Genomic DNA, 18,161 nt, shown 5'->3' with positions numbered 1-18,161 from the left:
CCCGTCAAATTGCGGTCCAGCCGCCATCCACTTTAATCGTTTCGCCTGTTACAAAGTTTGCCAAGTCTGAAGCCAAGTAAAGGACAGCTCCTGAAATATCCTTTGGCTGGGATAGGCCATCCAAAAGAATCCGGCTATTCACTTCTTTTTTGAATTCTTCATCTTCAAACATTTTGGCCGTCAGTTCGGTTTCAATAAATGTCGGGGCAACACCATTGACACGGATCCCATTTTTCGCCCATTCTACAGCAAGCGCTTTTGTCATTTGCACTAGGCCGCCTTTGCTGGAGCAGTAAGCGGCACGTTTAGCAAATCCGACAAACGCCATTTGGGAAGCGATGTTGATGATGCGTCCACTGTTCTGTTCGAGCATATACTTTGCAGCCGCTTGGCTGGCAAAAAAGGCCGATTTTAAATTCAAATCGAGGACGGTATCCCAGTCTTCTTCCGTCACTTCCATGGCCGGCTTCGCAATATTAACGCCTGCATTGTTGACCAGTACATCAATCGTGCCAAATTCGTCAGCAGCTGTATCGATCAGGCGCCTCACTTCTTGAATATCGCTTAAGTCTCCGGATATTGCCGTGCACTGTTTGTTGAACGACTGCAGCTCCTCCAGCGTTTCTTGCAGGACATCTTTGTTGCGTCCAGAAATTACGACATTGGCATTCAGTTTGGCAAAAGTCAAAGCGATGTCTTTGCCGATTCCCTTGCTGCCGCCTGTCACAATGACCGTTTTGTTTTCCAGTTCGGAAAAGTAGCCATTCATTTGCCATCCTCCCCGTTAAGTGCCATGTCATTTTTCAGGAAATAAATGAGCGTCTGCTCCCGTTCTGCATTTATTTTCTCTGAAATCTCCGGATCCCATTTATAGAATCCTTCGCCGCTTTTATCTCCGAGTTTCTTTTCTTCTACCAGTTTCGTTAGGACTTCGCCGGACCGTTCGGCTTTCGAGAGATCTTCAAATAAATAATTCGAAATAGCTGAGAAAACATCCAATCCACCCATGTCGGCTGTCATTAAAGGACCCGTTATGGGCAGGCGGCGTCCGATGCTGTAAGTCACGGCAGCATCAATATCTTCTTTCGTCGCGACCCCTGAATCGAGCAAATCCTGCGCTTCCCGGAACAATGCATATTGAAGCCGATTGCCGATAAAGCCCGGCAATTCCTTGTTCAACAGAATCGGCTTTTTGTTCATCTCCGTTAGCACATTCATCGCACGTTCGACAGTCGTTTCATCTGTCCGTTCGCCTTTCACTACTTCCACTAACGGAATCAAATGGCCGGGATTCCAAAAATGCGTCACGACAAAGCGGTTCGGATGGTCCATCTCTTCTGCCAGCAAACTTGGCTTAAAGCCTGAAGTATTGCTCGCAATGACCACTTCCTCCCCCACCATGCCTTCCAGTTTTTTGTACATCTTTTTCTTTAATTCGAGCACTTCCGGAATTACTTCGATGATGAAAGTAGCCCCTTCCACCACTTCCACAAGCGATGTGGAAAAATGGATACGTTCTTTGATCCCGCCGGCTTCTGTTTCATCAAACAAGCCGTTTTCTGCCATGACTTTGAGTTTGCTGCGCAGCCCTTTTGCTGCATTTTCAAGGTCCTTGTCATTGATGCCATACACTTTAACCGTCTGTCCTGCCCAAGCAGCTGACAATGCAATGGAATGCCCCATTGTGCCGCATCCGAGAATCGAAATCTTTTCCATAGTTTGCACCTCTTTTTCTAATATGTATAAACGAACTATACCCAACAAACTAATAAACGAATAGTTTGCTGGGTATTTTTCTGTTAAATGCCAAGGCCAAGTGAGAATAAGATGACCGCCAATGCAGCTCCGATAAATGGCACAACTACTGTCAATGCTCCAAATGCAGGATAAGCATCTTTATGCGTTTCTCCGGCTATTGACCGGATTGTTGTCACAACATATCCCCCCTGCGGCAAAGAATCCAAGGACCCGGATGAAATGGCCACAGTTCGGTGCAAGGCTTCTGCGTTGACGCCCATATCCAAATAATGCGGCGCTAATAGCGGCAAAGCAATTGCTTGGCCACCGGAAGACGATCCGGTCAAACCGGCAATAATGGCAACTGCCAGGGCTCCACCGATTAATGGGCTTCCCGGAATGCCCGTCATGACGCCTACTGCTGTCTCAAATGCCGGTGTGGCTCTGACCACTCCGCCAAATCCGACGACTGCAGCGGTATTGGCAATCGCAATGACCGCACCCAAAGCACCTTCGCCGAAAGCCTGGCCAATATTTTGGAAATACTTTCTGTTGATCAAGTAGGTCGCCAGAATACCGCCGCTTAAAGCAATAATTAAAGCCGAAGTCCCTAGAGAATCGTGGAAAATAAATGAAATAATCAATACGACCAATAACGGGATCATGCTGAGCAGTGGATTCGGCAATTCGTTGCGTGCTTCAGAAGATGGATCGGTTTTCCGTGCAACGAAATGCTCGCCTTTTGATACCGCCTTGTTGATCATTTTCTTCAGCCACCAGTATCCGAAAATCATCATAAAGACGGCAACAATTGCACTGACTTCCCAACCGGCATACGGAGTAGTGCCCAGAAATTCAATTGGAATCCAGTTTTGGATTTCCGGTGAACCTGCTGAAGTCATGGTAAAAGTTGTTGAACCGAAGGCAAGCGCCGCCGGGATAAATCTGCGCGGCAAATCCGCTTGTTTGAACAAACTAAGCGCCATCGGATATACAGAAAAAGCGACAACGAACAAACTGACGCCGCCGTAAGTCAATACGGCACAGGCAATAACGACAGCCAAAGCCGCACGCTTCATGCCGATTTTGCTGACAATCCATTTGGACACACTGTCTGCTGCGCCGCTGTCCTCCATCACTTTTCCGAAAATCGCCCCGGTCAGGAACATCAAATACCAGGAAGCGATAAATCCGGTAAAGCCGGTCATGTAATTTGTTAAGAAGTTGGCAGCCCCTTCGGGAGCCAGCTGCGGAAATACAGGCAACCCATTAAAAAGCGCGACCAATAAAGCCGTAATCGGTGCCGCAATGAGCAAATTCATGCCTCTCATCGTTAAATAAATCAATAACGCCAGACCACCAAACAATCCAATCATGCCTATCATGAAATTTCCTCCATCATCCTTGTGTAATAGTATGCAAATAAAGTCCTTATCTTGCTATAAGATAGTGAAACAGCGGAAGCATCTACTTCCGCCGAAAAACGAGTCTTTACTTTTTGCCGTAGCGTTTGACGCGAAGAAGCGCCTGTTCTGCATGTCCTGCGAAATTTTCCAATTGGCAAAGGCGTGCAGCATACTCCCCGATATAAGCACTTGCTTCCGGAGTCGTCACTTTCTGGTACGTCACGGTCTTAATGAACTTGCCAACCCACAGGCCACCGGTGTAGCGTGCTGCCCCTTTTGTCGGCAAGGTGTGGTTCGTCCCGATCACTTTGTCTCCGTACGCCACATTCGTTTCCGGCCCTAAGAATAGGCAGCCGTAGTTTGTCATATTTTCTAGGAAATAGTCCGGGTTTTCCGTCAGGATTTCCACATGCTCGAATGCTAATCGGTCCGCTTCAATGCGTGCCTCTTCAATCGAATCGACAATCAGAATTTGGCCGTAATCTTCCCAAGATACGCGTGCAACGTCGGCAGTCGGCAAGACTTCGAGCTGGCGTTCAATTTCTTTTACTGTTTCTTCCGCCAATTGTTCAGAAGTTGTAATCAGCGCACCAGGTGAAGTCGGGCCATGCTCGCCTTGTCCAAGAAGGTCTGTTGCAATCATTTCAGCATCCGCTGTGTGATCTGCCACTACTAATGTTTCTGTAGGTCCGGCAAACAAGTCGATTCCAACTCTTCCGTAAAGCTGGCGTTTTGCTTCCGCTACAAATGCGTTTCCTGGGCCGACGATCATATCGACCGCTTCGATCGTCTCAGTGCCGATCGCCATCGCGCCCATCGCCTGGATGCCGCCAAGCAAGTAGATTTCATCTGCGCCTGCCAGAGACATTGCCGCGATGGTCGCATTCGGAATCTCGCCGTTAATCGGCGGCGTGCAAGCGATTACCCGCTTAACCCCCGCAACTTTAGCAGTCAGCACGCTCATATGTGCAGAGGCAACCATCGGATACCGTCCGCCGGGAATATAGCAGCCTACACTGTTAACTGGAATATTTTTATGGCCCAGAATAACGCCTGGAATATGCTCCACTTCTACATCGTTCAGTGAAGCCAACTGTGCTTCCGCGAAAGCACGGATGTTCTTTTGGGCAAACTTGATATCTTCAATCACTTCTTCGGGAACTTTGGAAACGATTTCATTTACCTGTTCAGCAGTTAAACGGAAAGCATCAGGAGCCCATTTATCAAATTTCTCCGACAGTTCACGGACCGCTTGATCGCCTCTTTCTTCAACATCTTTTAAAGCATCCGCCACAATTTGCGATACTTTTGCGTCATTGGCGATTACTTCTTCTTGTGATTTCCCCGCTTTATATACTCTTGCCATATGAATCCCTCCGGTTTCTTTTATTGAATACGTATGCAAAAACGCTTACATTTAGAAGGATATTTCAAATTGTCTAAAAAGTCAATATCTATTATGTAGTTGCCCGCTCGATTAATCGTCCATCCACCTCAAGTGTTTCAGCAGCGCCTGTATATTCCGCAATTTCTTCCAATAAATAAGCTACTGTAGCATGAACCATTTTGTCGATTGGCTGTTCCCAAGTAGTCAATTGGTATGCCGGCCAGGCCGCCATTTCAATATTGTCAAAACCGATGACTTTCGTTTGGCCAGGCACTCCAATGGAATTTGCCTTTAATGCATCCAATACGCCAAGCGCCATAATATCATTCGCTACAAAGATCGCTGAAGGCAGATCTCCTTCTGCAACCATATGCATGGCTGTTTTAAAACCGCCGTTATACGTGTAATCAGAAGAGTAATGGCGATAGCGCGCTTTTTTCTGTTTCAAAACTTCCTGAAACCCCTTTTGCCGATCCCTGCTTGTCGATGTATCTGCATCCCCGGCAATATAAGCCATTTCCGATACTCCTTTATCAAAGAAATATTCCGCCACTTTACGTCCGGCATCTAGGTTATTGCAGCTGACCGAATAAAATTCGTCAGAATTCAATTTGCGGTTGAAGAATACTACGGGAATCTTATTTTTCTTAAATTCTTCTCCTACAGTTAACGCCATAACCGCGTCTGTGATGATGACCCCTGCGACATTATAATTCAGCAATGTTTCCACATCTTCCGCCTCGATCTCATCATTATTCGTATGGACGAATAAGATGCTGTATCCCTTTTTCTTAAATGCTGCTGCAAATTGTTTTAATACTTGAGGATAAAACGGATTATGGACGCCTTTCATGACAATGCCAATGATTTTCGTCCGGTTGGTGATCAAACTGCGGGCAAATTCGTTCGGGCGATAACCAAGTTCTTCCGCAGCAGCTATGATTTTTGTCCGGGTCTTCTCCGATACTTTGGCTCCTTCAAAAAACACTCGCGATACCGATGACTGAGACACGCCTGCTAATTTCGCTACATCTTTTGCCGTTACTGTATGTTTCATCTCTCTCAACCCTTTTCGCTAATCTCGAACTCTAGAATACACTAATTGGATATCGTTGGCATCAATTTATTCCATAAAATTGCAAAAACACCCTTGCTTCATGGCATGGGTGTTTTCTCCAATCACTCGATTGACTCCAAACTTGAAGTTACAATATATTCTTCCTCGCCTTCCGTCATCCGGAACTCCCGTTTTACTTCACCAAATTCTTTAACGAAGTATGAGCGGAGCAACGCGCCGTCTTCGCCAGTCTGTTCCAGCAAAATTGCTCCGTCAAAGTTACGGTATGGCGTTTCCACTTGCGCATCGGTTTGGATGACAGCCATACCTTTGACTACATCCCCCACTGCAATCGGCAATTGATAATAAAGGGAAATCGGCTTCAGCGCCTGCAGCTCTTCTGCCGTTGGTGTGTATTCTTCATAAAACTCCGACTCTTCTTTCACCAGTTCTGCCCGGTTACCTCCAAGCCGGTAAACCCGCAAAGTGACCGTTCCTCCATTATCCTCGTAAACGGCAATATGACCTTCCGGCAAATAAGTTGTCCGCAATGTCAGAGCAGCATATTCATTGCCTTCTCCTTTATACTTGGCAATCGTTCCATCTTCCATAAAATAAGCGTAAAGATCCTTCTGCTTTTCTTCTGAATCCGTTGCTTCCGTGCTGCTTCCGGCGGCTTGATCCACCTTCTCCGGAATTTCCGTTTCAGGCTCAGGTGTTCCAACTTCCGGCATAACAGGTTCTGAACCACAAGCTGACAACAGCAAAACAATTAGTGAAGATACCCAGAAGCGTTTCATCTAAATTTCTCCTTTTTGCATTAGACGTGCTTTTTGGGCCAGCGTTACAAAATATCCACAAATAAGTTGGCAGATTCAGGATTTTATTGGTAAAATTTATTTTTAACATTGTAAATTAAGCGAGGGAAATTATGAAGAAAAAATTATTAGTAGCCGGGATTATCTGCAGCTTTTGGCTGGCCGGCTGTTCAAACGACATAGAAGAAAAAACGGCGATGGATTCACAAACAGCACAAAGCAGTGCGAATCTTGAACTATTGGATCAGCCTTTTGAGGAAATCAGCCTGCAAGAATGGGAAACTATCCATTTAACACAGGAAGACTTTGATCTTTTTTTATCGGAAATAGCTGCTGAAGATGCAAAAGGCACGAAGAAAGTTGCCGGAATCAAAAAAGATTCCGATGAGATTATCATTACATTGGATAATAGTGATGGAGAATCACTCGATAACTTGATGGCAGCACCTTTCATCGATACGGAGGTGCGGACCGCTTATCTCCATTCCGCTTATTATGAGGGCCAACAGCCAAAAATCATCGTCAAGGATTTATCCGGCGTTGTCCTGTCTGAGGCATCCGAAGCACTGGAACCTGTAGGTCCATAAAGACTGAAAAGCCGTGCCGGAAGAATATTCTTCCGGCACGGCTTTTTTATGCATTAAATGAATCGCCATAAATGGGCTTGATGTGTAAACTGTAATGCTGCTTCGCCTCGTCAATCGAATAAATGCCGCCCGGCACTTCGCCTTTTTCGAGTTTTTCAATATGCGCTTCCACCAAGTCAGCGAAATACTTGCCGCAGGCGATTTCGTTCGGATATTGATTCCTTACTTTAGCGACGAGGGCCTCATCCAGCGTTTCATTGAAAGCATAGTATAAAGCTGCATTTACCACGGTCAAACTGTCTTCGCTTGCATTGGAGATCATATAAAAATTGCCGTAATCGTCTTTTAACAAGTCCCGTTCTGCCACTAGTTCCATACAGGCCGCCTCCTTTAATCTCTCCTACCCTATACCCGCTCTTCAAAAGGTTTAACACCTTGAAAAGCAAGAGAGGCTGCCTTGTCTTTTTCTGTAGAGCGCATAATCAGAAAGGCATTTTCCCGATGGCATCAATAACATGGCACGTACATTTGATGCCATCAGTAAAATCAGCAATGCCCATTTTTTCATTAGGCGAATGGTTGGCTTCATCAAAGTTGGCATATGGAACAATGACCGACGGCGTCTTTAGCACATCGGTCCAGACATAATCAGGCAGGCTGCCGCCCATGCTTGGCTGCATAACCGGTTCCTGCCTGAATGCTGCACGGACCGCCGTTTTTACTACATCGACGATTTCAAGATCAGCAGAAGTCCGGGAAGGCTTCATGCCGCCCAAATTTTTCAATTCAATGTCCGGTGCATGTTTTTTTACATGCGCCTCGATTTTCCGGAAGATGTCATCCGGGTCCTGGTCGACTACCAGCCGGATATCCATTTTCAAGACGGCTGTAGATGGAATGATTGTCTTGGAACCTTCCCCGCCGTAGCCGCTGGTAAATCCGGCAATGTTAAACGTCGGTTCCAGTGTCAGCTTCCGGTAATACTCTTCTTTTTCCATATTGAAATCGGCGTAGCCGACTTGTTCTCCGATGTTTTCACGGTCAAACGGCAAACTGCGGATGAGCGCTTCTTCTTTTTCTGTAATCGGGCGGATCCCATCATAAAAGCCATCGATTAAGATGCGGCCTTCTGAATCGCGCATCGTATTCAGCAAATCGATGATGTTCCAGGCGGGATTTGGCACAATGTTCCCTTTGTTGCCGGAATGGTTATCCCAATCAGCGCCTTTAGCCGTCATCTCGATATATGTAATGCCCCGGACGCCTAACAGAACCAGCGGGGCACCGCTGTCATGCTTCGGACCATCTGATGTGTAAACCAGATCGGCTGTCAGCAGCTCTTTATTTTCCGCTACAAATGCCGAAAGGTTCGGACTGCTGACCTCTTCTTCCCCTTCAAACAGGAATTTGATATTAATCGGCAGCTCCCCTATAGCATCCTGATAACTTTTAATCGCCAGAAGCTGGGCCATCAATTGCCCTTTATTGTCTCCGACGCCGCGGCAGTAGATCTTCCCGTCGCGTACAGTCGGTTCAAAAGGAGGCGACAGCCATTCTTCAACAGGATCAGCCGGCTGAACGTCATAATGGCCATAAATCAATAACGTAAAAGCTGACGGGTCGCGGATGATTTCCCCATAAACAAAGGGATTCCCGGCAGATGGCAGAATTTTCGTTTCAATCCCTATACTTTCCATCAACTCTTTCAGCATCGAACATGCCTCATCAATCCCTCGGTTTTCGGCACTGACGCTTTCGATGCGGAGAAAGGAATAAAGCGTCTCCAAATATTCCTCTTTTCGTTCCTCAATCAAATCCTCAACGCTTTTTAAAGAATCGCTTCCATCAGCCATTTTCCCATTCCTCCCTTTTCTTTGTCATCCATTATACCCTTGTAAGGCTGAAGGTGTAACTCTTGGTTTGTTTCTAAACCTGTTTCAACATCCACTCACTCAACCCGCAGTTTAAGCTCCCCTTCATACAAATACTCATTTTCATAATCAAGATAATGCCCATTGACCCCTAATTCCATCATTTCTTTAAAGTAACCTAATTGAAAAACCGTCTTTTCATCTTGTTGAAAACGCAATCGGTAATCAGGGTCCTCAAAGTCCATTGTCCCGGTATAAGCTGTTTCAGCCTCATTTAGTTCACCAATCAGTTTTTTGATAAACTTTTTATCTTCAATTTTGGAAACCAATTCGCCGTTTTGAAAACCATAAATTTCTATACTAGTTATACTATCGCTGAATGGAGGATCCTCCTTTGAAACTTCCTGTGTTTGGGCACCTTGGGTTTGGCAAGCACTTAAAAATAGGCTGTTAAAAGAATCACAACAAATAATTTCACGTTGAACATGGAAAGCTCCCCCTTTTTAATCAGTAGACGGACGGACGGCCTATTGGTTACAGGGTACAAATTTCCCCAAAGAAGCTAATAAAAAAGGAGTTGTCCCAAATCGCTTTTGGGACAACTCCTTTTCTTACACATTGATCAAATCGCCAAATAAGGAAATGAGCAGCAAGCTGACGCTGCCAACTGACACCGCAGCGATCAATCCGATGTAAAACGGTTTGATGCCAAGGCCTTTGAAAATTTTCAAGTTCGTTCCAAGCCCGACTCCGGCCATGGCAAGGCCCAACATATACGTCGAGCCGAACGAGCTCCAAAAGCTATAGAAGTTTTCCCAGGCATCCGGAGTGAATAAGCTAAACGCCTGCCCGGTCGAAGATACAGTAGCATCTCCAATAGTCCGGACTAAAGACAGAAACAAGAAGCCTAAAATGAAGAGTGGAAACAGTTTGTACCATTTCGGCAATGCTGTTTTCTGGCCGTTTTTATTGCCGTTTCTAAAAAACAGATAAGACACAAACGGAATGACGACAATGATAAATAAATTGCGGGTCAGTTTGGTGATCGTTGCCACATCCACAACCGTATCCGATTCATACATTTGATCGTATATAAGAGCTGCGCCTGTCACTTGCGCCGTGTCGTGGATGGCTGTTCCTAAGAATAATCCGGCTTTGATCGGCTCGTCTGCAAAAAAGGCGTGGGCGAGGTAAGGGTAAAAAAGCATTCCCAATAAACCGAATATCGTGATGTTTGCCACCGCGTAAGAAATTTCATTTTCTTTCGCTTTAATTACAGGCGCTGTAGCCATGATGGCCGTGACTCCGCAGATGCCAGTGCCCGTAGCGATCAAAGTGCCAAGCCGGTTGGACTGATTTAGTTTGCTGGTAAAAAATAATGTGACAAAAAGTCCGACTGAAATACAGGCGACAATCAGCGGCAGCCCCCAGGCTCCCAACTTCAAGGCTTCCGTCAAGCTTAAGCGCAGGCCAAGCAAAATGATGCCGGCACGAAGCGCGTATTTCACAGCAAAACTGATGCCTTTTGAAAAAAGATCCGGCAAGCCGACTGTATTGCGTATCACAATCCCGATCAAGATGGCCACAAAAATCCCGGAAATTGGACTGGCACTTCCTTCCGGCAAAATACCGGCAGCCAATAGCAAAATCCCAATCAAATCAGCCCCATAAATTCCCGCGAGCATGACTACTAAGCAAATCAACAATCCCGGAATATAATTCCCTATCGAAATCTTCTTCAATTTATCCGCCATTCTCTTCATCCTCACATGCATTTAATTATATATCACTAAAATACTTTTATAATTCTAGCATTAAATCTGGACTGGAGTGGCTTTCTGGGCTCAAAACAAAAAAGCCTATCATTAAGACAGGCTTTTGCTTAACTTTTAATGTTGTAAAAACAGTCCCTTGACCACGTCAATCACGCGCATTTGCTGATAGACCGTCATATTCGATCCGGAAGGGAGGCATAATCCGTGACGGAATATGTTATCGCTGACTGCTTCTCCGTCGCCGTGGGCAAAGAACTGGGTGCCTTTGAAAAGTTCCTGCTGGTGCAGCGGGTTCCAGACATTGCGGGATTCGATGCTTTCGGCTTCAAGCGCACTTTTGATGATTTCCGGCGTCAATGAAGTCAGCTCCGGATCCAAAGTGAATACACTTAGCCAGCGGTTGGAATACGTTTCTTCAAGTTCAGGCTGGAAACGGATTGCCGGAATGTCTTTAAAGCCTTCTGCGTAGCGCTCGTACACTTTCCGTCTCGCTTTGACGCGGTCATCGATAGCCTCTAACTGCGCACGCCCGATTCCGGCAAGGACATTGCTCATGCGGTAATTGTAGCCCACTTCATGGTGTTTGTAGTAAGGAGCCGGATCTTTTGCCTGGGATCCGAGGAAACGCGCTTTTTCCAGCGCATTCAAATCATTGGCAACCAGCATGCCTCCGCTCGAAGCGGTGATGATTTTATTGCCGTTAAAAGAGTAAATGCCGAATTCTCCGATTGTCCCGCTTTTTCTTCCTTTATACAACGAACCTAAAGATTCAGCTGCATCTTCAATCACCGGCACATTGTATTCGTCGCAAATCGCCATCAATTCATCCATTTTTGCACTTTGTCCGTATAAATTAACGACGATGACCGCTTTTGGCAAATGCCCTTCTTTATCCGCAGCGGCAAACGCTTTGCGCAAGGCAATCGGAGACATATTCCATGTCTCTTCTTCGGAATCGATGAAAACCGGTTCTGCTCCGGTGTAAAGAATCGGATTCGCGCTTGCCACAAAGGTTAAGCTTGAACAAAATACCCGGTCTCCCGAGCCGATGTCCAACAGGCGAAGCGCTAAGTGAATCGCCGCTGTTCCGGAGCTCAGGGCTGCACCGCCCGTTGTTCCGACATAAGCCGCCAATTCTTCTTCGAACTTGTCCACATTCGGCCCAATGGGTGCTATCCAATTGGTTTCAAATGCTTCATGGATATATTTCATTTCATTTCCCGTCATATGGGGAGAAGACAAAAAGACTCTTTCTTTCTTTTCCACAGAAGATATAAAGATGCTGGTTTGCTTGTTCTGCTCGATTGGAAGGATCTTCATCATTTCGTCAACTCCTTTCTGTCCGGCATATCATCCAAATTCACCAAGGGAATGATAGTTTGATTCGGTAGGCAGTTCCTGTTCAAATGTCCCATTAACCTGCGTCCACTCCTTTAATGATTTCACATTTTTCAGTTCACATTATTGATGATCAATTTGAATTTGTTATTGGCGTGGGGCGGAATTTCTTCAACAATCCGGATATTGAATCGCATGTCTTTGCCGAAGATGTATTCCATCTCTTCATGAATGTTTGCCGTAACGGCGTTGGTGTATCCTTCTGCCGCTTCGACCATCACATCGATCACGTCACGGGAATTTTGGATAAACTGTATCTTTCGGATGCTGCCCGAAAATTTGCTGCTGGCCATCGACATATAGAGAGCGGTGAACTTCCCTTTGCTCTTCGATTGGAGATAGTCATCTTTCTTGCTTTTCAGTTCCTTTAACACCGGATGGGAATTGCCGCATTCGCATAGTTTTTCATCTTGCAGCAGTTCAATCCGTTCTCCTAGGTTATAGCGGATCAACGGCGTGCCGTACGTATTGAAACAGGTGATGATCATTTCCTGGTCTTCGGTTGTTTCAATTACGCCGGAGCTTAAGTTGTAATGGAGTTTCCCTTTTATACATTCGGTTATAAAAGGTGCTCCTTCCAGGGAGGCATAATGATAGCGAAGCGGACAATCAAATGCCTCTTCGATTTCCTTCCGGTAAGCTGGAGAAAGTGTTTCAGCTGTTGAGAAAATGGCAATTGGCTTAAAAGATAAAATGATATTATTCCGGTTGATGTACTTTGCTACTTCATAAATGGCGGAAGGCACACCGTCAATAAAGTCCGGTTTATAGCTATCCAGGTTATTCACAAATTCCTTTGCATTCGGTTCAATGCAGTAATACGAGGAATAAAGGCGCTGTTTAATAGAGTAATTGTCCCGCCAAAAAACTTTTTTCTGCTGCCGTTTTGGAATGAAGCGGTCCGAGCTGAAAGTGGCCCGCTTCATTTCCAAATTAATGACGCCATGCTGCTTTTTGAAAAAATCGAGAAACGCCATGTGTTTTTGCACATCTTCCTTTGTAAACAAGATTTTCAGAGGGATGCCAGCCGAATCAAGGGTATAGGCAACCAAAGCCGACTTTTCAGAAATTGTATACATCGACTCAATATGATTTCTGACCACTTCTTTCTCCAAAATCGGCAATTTCTTCAGATCTTCGACACTTTGAATCGTGGCAAGATCGATGTTTTTATACAGATCCCGGTAAAATGGGCTTTCGTCATATGCATGCTTGATCAATTTCTGCATTTCCTGCTGCTGGTACTCCTTTTCATACGCTTGATCTGTGTAGTCGCGCTGGCCAAGTTTTTTTAGAAACTTAAAATATAAATGACCGTATTTCTTTTTGGTTTCAATATATCCCTCAATGCTTGTTAAAAGGTTTTGGAAGTAAATCGGCGAATTGTCGTATATTTTCATTGTAAAATCACGCATTCGCACTTCCTCCTTTAAATGTTGATGATTGGCCGGGCCGTGTTTTCTGCTAAATGGCTATTAAGCATATTCGCCTTTTGCCTCCACTTTCCAACCGTCCTGCCACTCCGGTTCCGGGCGCTTGCGGTTTGCCAGCTTCAGCAAAACTTCCTTCGTTTCTTCGGCATCCATCTCAGGAAGCTGTTTGATGACCTTCAGCATCTCTACCTGGCCGATCGGAGTGGATTTGCCGATATAAATTTTCGGGAAAATCTTTTCTTCCTGAATTTCACTGGCATCGAGCAGTTCTTCATACAATTTTTCGCCTGGCCGCATGCCTGTAAATTGAATTTTGATTTCGTTTTCTTCGTAGCCGGACAACTTGATCAAGTTGCGCGCAAGATCGACAATCTTGACGGGTTCCCCCATATCCAGAACGAATACTTCTCCTCCCGAAGCCAGGAGGCCTGCTTGGATCACCAAGCGCGACGCTTCAGGAATGGTCATGAAGTAACGGGTCATTTCAGGGTCGGTTATCGTAATCGGGCCGCCTTTTGCAATTTGTTCCTTAAACAGCGGCACTACACTTCCACGAGATCCAAGTACATTTCCGAAACGCACCGCTGAGAAAGTGGTTTTGCTGTTGATTGCCAGGTTCTGCACGATCATTTCTGCAAAACGTTTGGTCGCCCCCATGATATTCGGCGGATTGACCGCTTTATCGGTCGAAATCATAACGAAGCTGCCAACTCCGTATTTGTCTGCAGCTTCCGCAATGTTCTTTGTGCCGAACACATTGTTTTTCACCGCTTCCAGCGGATTCGCTTCCATCAGCGGAACGTGCTTATGGGCAGCGGCATGATAAATCATATCCGGCCGGAACTGGTTGACTGCCTGGAAAATGCGTTCGCGGTCCTGGACATCTGCAATAATGGGAATGATTTCTGTCGTTTTCGGCACTTTTCTGCGAAGCTCCATGTCGATCGTGTAAATGGAGTTTTCCCCATGGCCCAACAGCAAAAGGCGCGACGGGTTGAAGTTGGAAATCTGCCGGCAAATTTCTGAGCCGATCGAGCCGCCGGCACCGGTTACCATCACCGTTTTCCCTTGGACTTGTTCTTCGATTGCTGCCATATCCAGCTTTACTTCCTCGCGCCCAAGCAAGTCTTCAATTTTCACATCCCGGATGTCGCTGACCTTAATTTTCCCGGTCATTAAATCTTCGATGCGCGGCAGCGTTTGTGTTTTGGCGCCGGTGTCGATGCACATTTTCGTCAACTCAGCCATCTCTTTTTTCGAAAGGGATGGAATTGCAATGACAATCTGATCAATTTTGTGGTCGGCTACAAATTCCGGAATCCGTTCAAGAGACCCCACGACCTCAATCCCATTGATTTCAAGCCCCCATTGCGTTTTATCATCATCTGCAAAGATCACTGGATTTCTTCCCCATTCCGGATTTTGCTTCATATGCCTTGCAATCATTCTGCCTCCCTGTCCTGCCCCTACTACCATCGTGCGGCTGGTCAGTATCGCTTTTTTCTTGATCTTGCCTTCCTGAAGGATTCTCAAGGAAATCCGGGAAGCTCCGATAAAGAAAACCAGCAGCATCCACGAAAGCATCAAAGTCCTGATATACAGCTGGCTTGAATATGCATACTGCATGATCATCGCTACAAATATAGTCAACGACACAGCCACAACAATTGATTTCAGTTCGTCGACAGATGCATAAGACCAGACTTTGCGGTATAAACCGAAATGCCAGGCAAACGAATGGTATGCGATGAAAAGCGTGACCGTACTGATGAAAAGCATTTCATTGGACAGCACGCTCGCATACGGATACAAAAACAAATAACAGGCATAGATGGAGGAAAGAAGGATCAGTGAGTCAATGAAGAATAATGAAATGAACCTTTTCTTTATCGTCAATTGAATTACCCCATCTCATCTTTCATTTTAAAAAGCTTTAGCTGTTGTAGTTATGGTAATAATAATTTTCTTTTGTCAGCTCATAATTGTTCATTACAACGCCGAGGATAAATGCTTTTGAAGTAACAAGGGCATCTCTCGCTTTTTTGACGCTGTCTTTTTCTGTTTTGCCTGTATTCACTACCAAAACAGTGGCATCGCACTTATTGGCCAATATTTTCGAATCGGTGACTGCCAATAGAGGCGGAGAATCAATGATGATCAAGTCATACCGCGCTTTCATTTCTTCCAGTAAGTCGTCGAGCGCGGGAGAACTGAGCAGCTCTGCCGGATTTGGAGGAATCTGGCCGCATAGCAGCAAATCCAACCCTACGACGCCGCTTCTTTTCACACAGTCCTGCAATCGGCCTTTTTTCAAAAGCAAATTGGACAAGCCGATCTTATTGCTGAGCTGGAACGAATGGTGCAAGGTCGGCCGCCTCATATCGGCATCGACCAGCAGCACTCTTTTTCCTGCTTCTGCAAAAACAATGGCCATATTGCAGGAAGTGGTTGATTTTCCTTCTTCTTTTGCAGCCGATGTGAACAAAATGGTTTTCGTGTCATCGCCCGGCAATGAAAAATTGATATTTGTCCGGATAGTACGGTACTGCTCGTTCACCAATGCTTGGGGCTTAGTATGACCCACCAATTTTCGGGTTGCTGACCCCTTTGATTTTTTCTGCGTCCACATCAGCTATCAACTCCTTCTTTTCGTTAATATTGGTTGTTCGTGTGTATTCCTTGCTGCCTGGCACATTGCTGACAATTCCGAGCACTTGAAGCCCTGTGATTTCTTCAATATCTTCTTCTTTCCGGATTGTCGTATTCATTTGGTCAACCAGGATGGCAAGGCCCGTCCCCAGCATAAAGCCGATGATTGCACCGATGGCCATATTGAACAGCGGATCCGGCTTGACCGGTTTAGGATCTACCGGCACGATTGCCGGTGCCAGGATGTTGACATTATCGACATTCATCAAGGATTTGATTTTTGCCTGGAAAACGGAAGCCGTCGTATTGGCGATCAGCACCGCGCGTTCCATCGAAGCATCTTCCACTTCCAGCGTAAGGATTTGTGCATTTTCTTCACTTGATACGGTAATGCTCTTATCCAGGTCTGAAACGGATTCTTTCAATTCCAGTTCTTCGATTACTTCCGATAGAATGGCGGGGCTCTTGATGATGATGTTATACGTTTCAACCAATTGGATATTGGCATCGATATTCAAATCGTTGGACTGGAGCGGGTTGGTGATTTTTTGGTTCACTAAAATTTGTGTGGATGCCTGATAAATCGGCTTCATCATTGTGTAGCTGACAATTCCGCTCAATGCGACAAATAACAAAGTCACAATGATGATCAGCGGCAGCCGTTTACGTAAAGCGATTAAAAATTCTTTGACATTGAACGTACTTTCCATGCCTTACACCTCTGTTTCTAATTGTTTTTGAACTGCTTTTAATGCGCTTGCTTTTCTGCAATTTCCCCGATATAGGCAATTTTCGAATACTTGCCGTTATAGGCGTTCAGCATGAGAATGATCCAAAGCACCAAGCCGATCGGCGACAGGATGACACCGGACAGCCAACCTACCAGAGGCAGCATGCCCATGACGGTAAAGACAGTTAAAAAGGCGATTGATAAATAAATCGATTGAATTGCGTGGAACCGGACAAATCGATTTTCTCTTTCAATCAAGAGAAGAACGAAGCCCGTGAAAAAACCGAGCAGATAAGCCAGCGAGCCAGCGATATTTTCGTGAAGCCCTATGGATGTGCTGTCTGAACTGACAGCGCCTACTTCTGCCGGCCGTTTAAACACTGTTTGTTTATCCAGATTGCTCAAGTGCTGTTCGTCAGACATTTTGAAATTATTCTCAACCATGTTCTGTTCCTCCTTTATTAATCTCAATCATTTGACCTAATACTAAATAGACAAGGTTAAAAAGAAGTTAAATAGTTTTAATTATTAAAATATTTTTGAATAAAAAAATAAATACCCCTATCTTTTGTCTTAGAGACAAAAGATAGGGGTATGATAAGTGGGCCATTTTACTCTGTTGCAAATTTATAACCAAACCCTCTGACGGTACGGATATGCAAAGGGTTGGCTGGATCCTTCTCTACTTTGCGCCGCAAATTGCTGATATGGACTTTTACCGTCTGGATGTCCCCTTCCGAATAATAGCCCCAAATGCGGTCATACAATTGTTCAGCGGTCCAAACCCGGTTCGGCGTCTGGGCAAGCAGCAGAAGCAGCTGGAATTCTTTATGGTAAAGGTGGACCGGCTTGTCGTCGATATACAGCTCCCGTGCATCAATATGAATTTTAATATTGTTGTACTGCAGGATGGAGAGCTTCTCTTCTTCTCCATTGGTCCAGCCGTTTCTTCTTAATATCGCCCGGATGCGCGCTTCCAGCTCATTGAAATCGAACGGTTTTGTAATGTAATCGTCGCCTCCAGCTTCAAGCCCTTGTATTTTATACGAAAGCTCTTTGCGGTAACTGACAAAAAGAATAGGCATTTTTGTCTGCATCCGGATTTGTTCGCATACTTCCAGGCCATTGATTCCCGGCATTTCAATATCCAGCAAAATCAAGTCCGGATTTTCTTTGGCAAGCTTATCCATGGCTTCATATCCGTCTTCAGCATCAATCACCTTGTAGCCTTTTTTAATTAAAAACAGCCGGATCAACTCACGGATTCCTTCTTCATCCTCTACAACGAGCACCGTTGCTTCACTCATAATATC

18 protein-coding genes are annotated in these 18,161 nt (G+C 45.4%); 1 reads left to right on the top strand and 17 read right to left on the bottom strand.

What is annotated here, in order from left to right; translation table 11 throughout:
• Positions 1–4 precede the first annotated feature (4 nt).
• From BLQ32_RS15670 to BLQ32_RS15645, 6 genes are all read right to left on the bottom strand, one after another.
• Positions 5–769, bottom strand: a complete 765-nt coding sequence (locus BLQ32_RS15670; protein WP_074511045.1) for an SDR family NAD(P)-dependent oxidoreductase — start codon at positions 767–769, stop codon at positions 5–7.
• The gene (locus tag BLQ32_RS15665) at positions 766–1,716 is read right to left on the bottom strand and encodes a 3-hydroxyacyl-CoA dehydrogenase family protein (RefSeq protein WP_074511044.1); all 951 of its coding nucleotides are present in this window, start codon (positions 1,714–1,716) and stop codon (positions 766–768) included. Before BLQ32_RS15665 ends, BLQ32_RS15670 begins: the two co-directional genes overlap by 4 nt.
• A gap of 83 nt (positions 1,717–1,799) precedes the next feature.
• Positions 1,800–3,122, bottom strand: a complete 1,323-nt coding sequence (locus BLQ32_RS15660) for a GntP family permease (RefSeq protein ID WP_074511043.1) — start codon at positions 3,120–3,122, stop codon at positions 1,800–1,802.
• Between the two features lie 106 nt (positions 3,123–3,228).
• A complete protein-coding gene (gene hisD / locus BLQ32_RS15655) occupies positions 3,229–4,509 on the bottom strand; it encodes a histidinol dehydrogenase (RefSeq protein WP_074511042.1) in 1,281 nt (426 codons plus the stop codon).
• A 91-nt stretch (positions 4,510–4,600) separates the two neighbouring features.
• Positions 4,601–5,587, bottom strand: coding sequence for a LacI family DNA-binding transcriptional regulator (locus BLQ32_RS15650; RefSeq protein ID WP_074511041.1), 987 nt, complete (start codon positions 5,585–5,587; stop codon positions 4,601–4,603).
• 122 nt (positions 5,588–5,709) lie between these two features.
• The gene (locus BLQ32_RS15645) at positions 5,710–6,387 is read right to left on the bottom strand and encodes a hypothetical protein (RefSeq protein WP_074511040.1); all 678 of its coding nucleotides are present in this window, start codon (positions 6,385–6,387) and stop codon (positions 5,710–5,712) included.
• Between the two features lie 131 nt (positions 6,388–6,518).
• On the opposite strand from BLQ32_RS15645, the gene BLQ32_RS15640 reads away from it, so the two are divergent.
• On the top strand, positions 6,519–6,992 hold the full coding sequence (locus tag BLQ32_RS15640) for a hypothetical protein (protein WP_074511039.1): 474 nt from the start codon (positions 6,519–6,521) through the stop codon (positions 6,990–6,992).
• Positions 6,993–7,038: 46 nt separating this feature from the next.
• Here BLQ32_RS15640 and BLQ32_RS15635 read toward each other — a convergent pair whose 3' ends face one another.
• The 11 genes from BLQ32_RS15635 to BLQ32_RS15585 all read right to left on the bottom strand — a co-directional run bounded on the left by BLQ32_RS15635 (position 7,039) and on the right by BLQ32_RS15585 (position 18,155).
• Complete coding sequence (locus tag BLQ32_RS15635; protein WP_074511038.1) at positions 7,039–7,368, bottom strand: hypothetical protein; 330 nt, start codon at positions 7,366–7,368, stop codon at positions 7,039–7,041.
• A 106-nt stretch (positions 7,369–7,474) separates the two neighbouring features.
• Positions 7,475–8,845, bottom strand: coding sequence for a M20/M25/M40 family metallo-hydrolase (locus BLQ32_RS15630; RefSeq protein ID WP_074511037.1), 1,371 nt, complete (start codon positions 8,843–8,845; stop codon positions 7,475–7,477).
• A 95-nt stretch (positions 8,846–8,940) separates the two neighbouring features.
• Positions 8,941–9,192: a hypothetical protein gene (locus BLQ32_RS15625; RefSeq protein WP_074511036.1), complete on the bottom strand. Its 252-nt coding sequence runs from the start codon at positions 9,190–9,192 to the stop codon at positions 8,941–8,943.
• Between the two features lie 282 nt (positions 9,193–9,474).
• Complete coding sequence (locus tag BLQ32_RS15620; RefSeq protein ID WP_074511035.1) at positions 9,475–10,617, bottom strand: YeiH family protein; 1,143 nt, start codon at positions 10,615–10,617, stop codon at positions 9,475–9,477.
• Between the two features lie 135 nt (positions 10,618–10,752).
• Positions 10,753–11,961: a DegT/DnrJ/EryC1/StrS family aminotransferase gene (locus tag BLQ32_RS15615; RefSeq protein ID WP_425312182.1), complete on the bottom strand. Its 1,209-nt coding sequence runs from the start codon at positions 11,959–11,961 to the stop codon at positions 10,753–10,755.
• Between the two features lie 128 nt (positions 11,962–12,089).
• Positions 12,090–13,451, bottom strand: a complete 1,362-nt coding sequence (locus BLQ32_RS15610) for a phenylacetate--CoA ligase family protein (RefSeq protein ID WP_074511034.1) — start codon at positions 13,449–13,451, stop codon at positions 12,090–12,092.
• 60 nt (positions 13,452–13,511) lie between these two features.
• A complete protein-coding gene (locus tag BLQ32_RS15605; protein ID WP_074511033.1) occupies positions 13,512–15,365 on the bottom strand; it encodes a polysaccharide biosynthesis protein in 1,854 nt (617 codons plus the stop codon).
• A 37-nt stretch (positions 15,366–15,402) separates the two neighbouring features.
• Positions 15,403–16,098, bottom strand: coding sequence for a CpsD/CapB family tyrosine-protein kinase (locus BLQ32_RS15600; RefSeq protein ID WP_036810499.1), 696 nt, complete (start codon positions 16,096–16,098; stop codon positions 15,403–15,405).
• Positions 16,040–16,828, bottom strand: coding sequence for a YveK family protein (locus tag BLQ32_RS15595; RefSeq protein WP_074511032.1), 789 nt, complete (start codon positions 16,826–16,828; stop codon positions 16,040–16,042). The genes BLQ32_RS15600 and BLQ32_RS15595 overlap by 59 nt, the downstream gene beginning before the upstream one ends.
• A gap of 38 nt (positions 16,829–16,866) precedes the next feature.
• Positions 16,867–17,292 carry a DUF4870 domain-containing protein gene (locus BLQ32_RS15590; protein ID WP_244890375.1) on the bottom strand — a complete coding sequence of 142 codons (426 nt, stop codon included), beginning with the start codon at positions 17,290–17,292 and terminating at the stop codon, positions 16,867–16,869.
• A gap of 167 nt (positions 17,293–17,459) precedes the next feature.
• Positions 17,460–18,155 carry a response regulator transcription factor gene (locus BLQ32_RS15585; protein WP_036810494.1) on the bottom strand — a complete coding sequence of 232 codons (696 nt, stop codon included), beginning with the start codon at positions 18,153–18,155 and terminating at the stop codon, positions 17,460–17,462.
• Positions 18,156–18,161: the final 6 nt, after the last annotated feature.

It is taken from the genome of Planococcus glaciei, assembly GCF_900099655.1.
GTDB classification, from domain to species: domain Bacteria; phylum Bacillota; class Bacilli; order Bacillales_A; family Planococcaceae; genus Planococcus; species Planococcus glaciei.
The sequence above is the reverse complement of the archived record's forward strand: the minus strand, read 5'-3'. Positions and strand labels throughout refer to the sequence as shown.

Coding starts and splice junctions, on each gene's coding strand:
- BLQ32_RS15615 (WP_425312182.1), bottom strand. CDS start 11,961: ATGATGAAGATCCTTCCAATCGAGCAGAACAAGCAAACCAGCATCTTT.
- BLQ32_RS15585 (WP_036810494.1), bottom strand. CDS start 18,155: ATGAGTGAAGCAACGGTGCTCGTTGTAGAGGATGAAGAAGGAATCCGT.
- BLQ32_RS15665 (WP_074511044.1), bottom strand. CDS start 1,716: ATGGAAAAGATTTCGATTCTCGGATGCGGCACAATGGGGCATTCCATT.
- BLQ32_RS15640 (WP_074511039.1), top strand. CDS start 6,519: ATGAAGAAAAAATTATTAGTAGCCGGGATTATCTGCAGCTTTTGGCTG.
- BLQ32_RS15650 (WP_074511041.1), bottom strand. CDS start 5,587: ATGAAACATACAGTAACGGCAAAAGATGTAGCGAAATTAGCAGGCGTG.
- BLQ32_RS15595 (WP_074511032.1), bottom strand. CDS start 16,828: ATGGAAAGTACGTTCAATGTCAAAGAATTTTTAATCGCTTTACGTAAA.
- BLQ32_RS15620 (WP_074511035.1), bottom strand. CDS start 10,617: ATGGCGGATAAATTGAAGAAGATTTCGATAGGGAATTATATTCCGGGA.
- hisD (WP_074511042.1), bottom strand. CDS start 4,509: ATGGCAAGAGTATATAAAGCGGGGAAATCACAAGAAGAAGTAATCGCC.
- BLQ32_RS15590 (WP_244890375.1), bottom strand. CDS start 17,292: ATGGTTGAGAATAATTTCAAAATGTCTGACGAACAGCACTTGAGCAAT.
- BLQ32_RS15660 (WP_074511043.1), bottom strand. CDS start 3,122: ATGATAGGCATGATTGGATTGTTTGGTGGTCTGGCGTTATTGATTTAT.
- BLQ32_RS15610 (WP_074511034.1), bottom strand. CDS start 13,451: ATGCGTGATTTTACAATGAAAATATACGACAATTCGCCGATTTACTTC.
- BLQ32_RS15645 (WP_074511040.1), bottom strand. CDS start 6,387: ATGAAACGCTTCTGGGTATCTTCACTAATTGTTTTGCTGTTGTCAGCT.
- BLQ32_RS15635 (WP_074511038.1), bottom strand. CDS start 7,368: ATGGAACTAGTGGCAGAACGGGACTTGTTAAAAGACGATTACGGCAAT.
- BLQ32_RS15630 (WP_074511037.1), bottom strand. CDS start 8,845: ATGGCTGATGGAAGCGATTCTTTAAAAAGCGTTGAGGATTTGATTGAG.
- BLQ32_RS15600 (WP_036810499.1), bottom strand. CDS start 16,098: ATGTGGACGCAGAAAAAATCAAAGGGGTCAGCAACCCGAAAATTGGTG.
- BLQ32_RS15670 (WP_074511045.1), bottom strand. CDS start 769: ATGAATGGCTACTTTTCCGAACTGGAAAACAAAACGGTCATTGTGACA.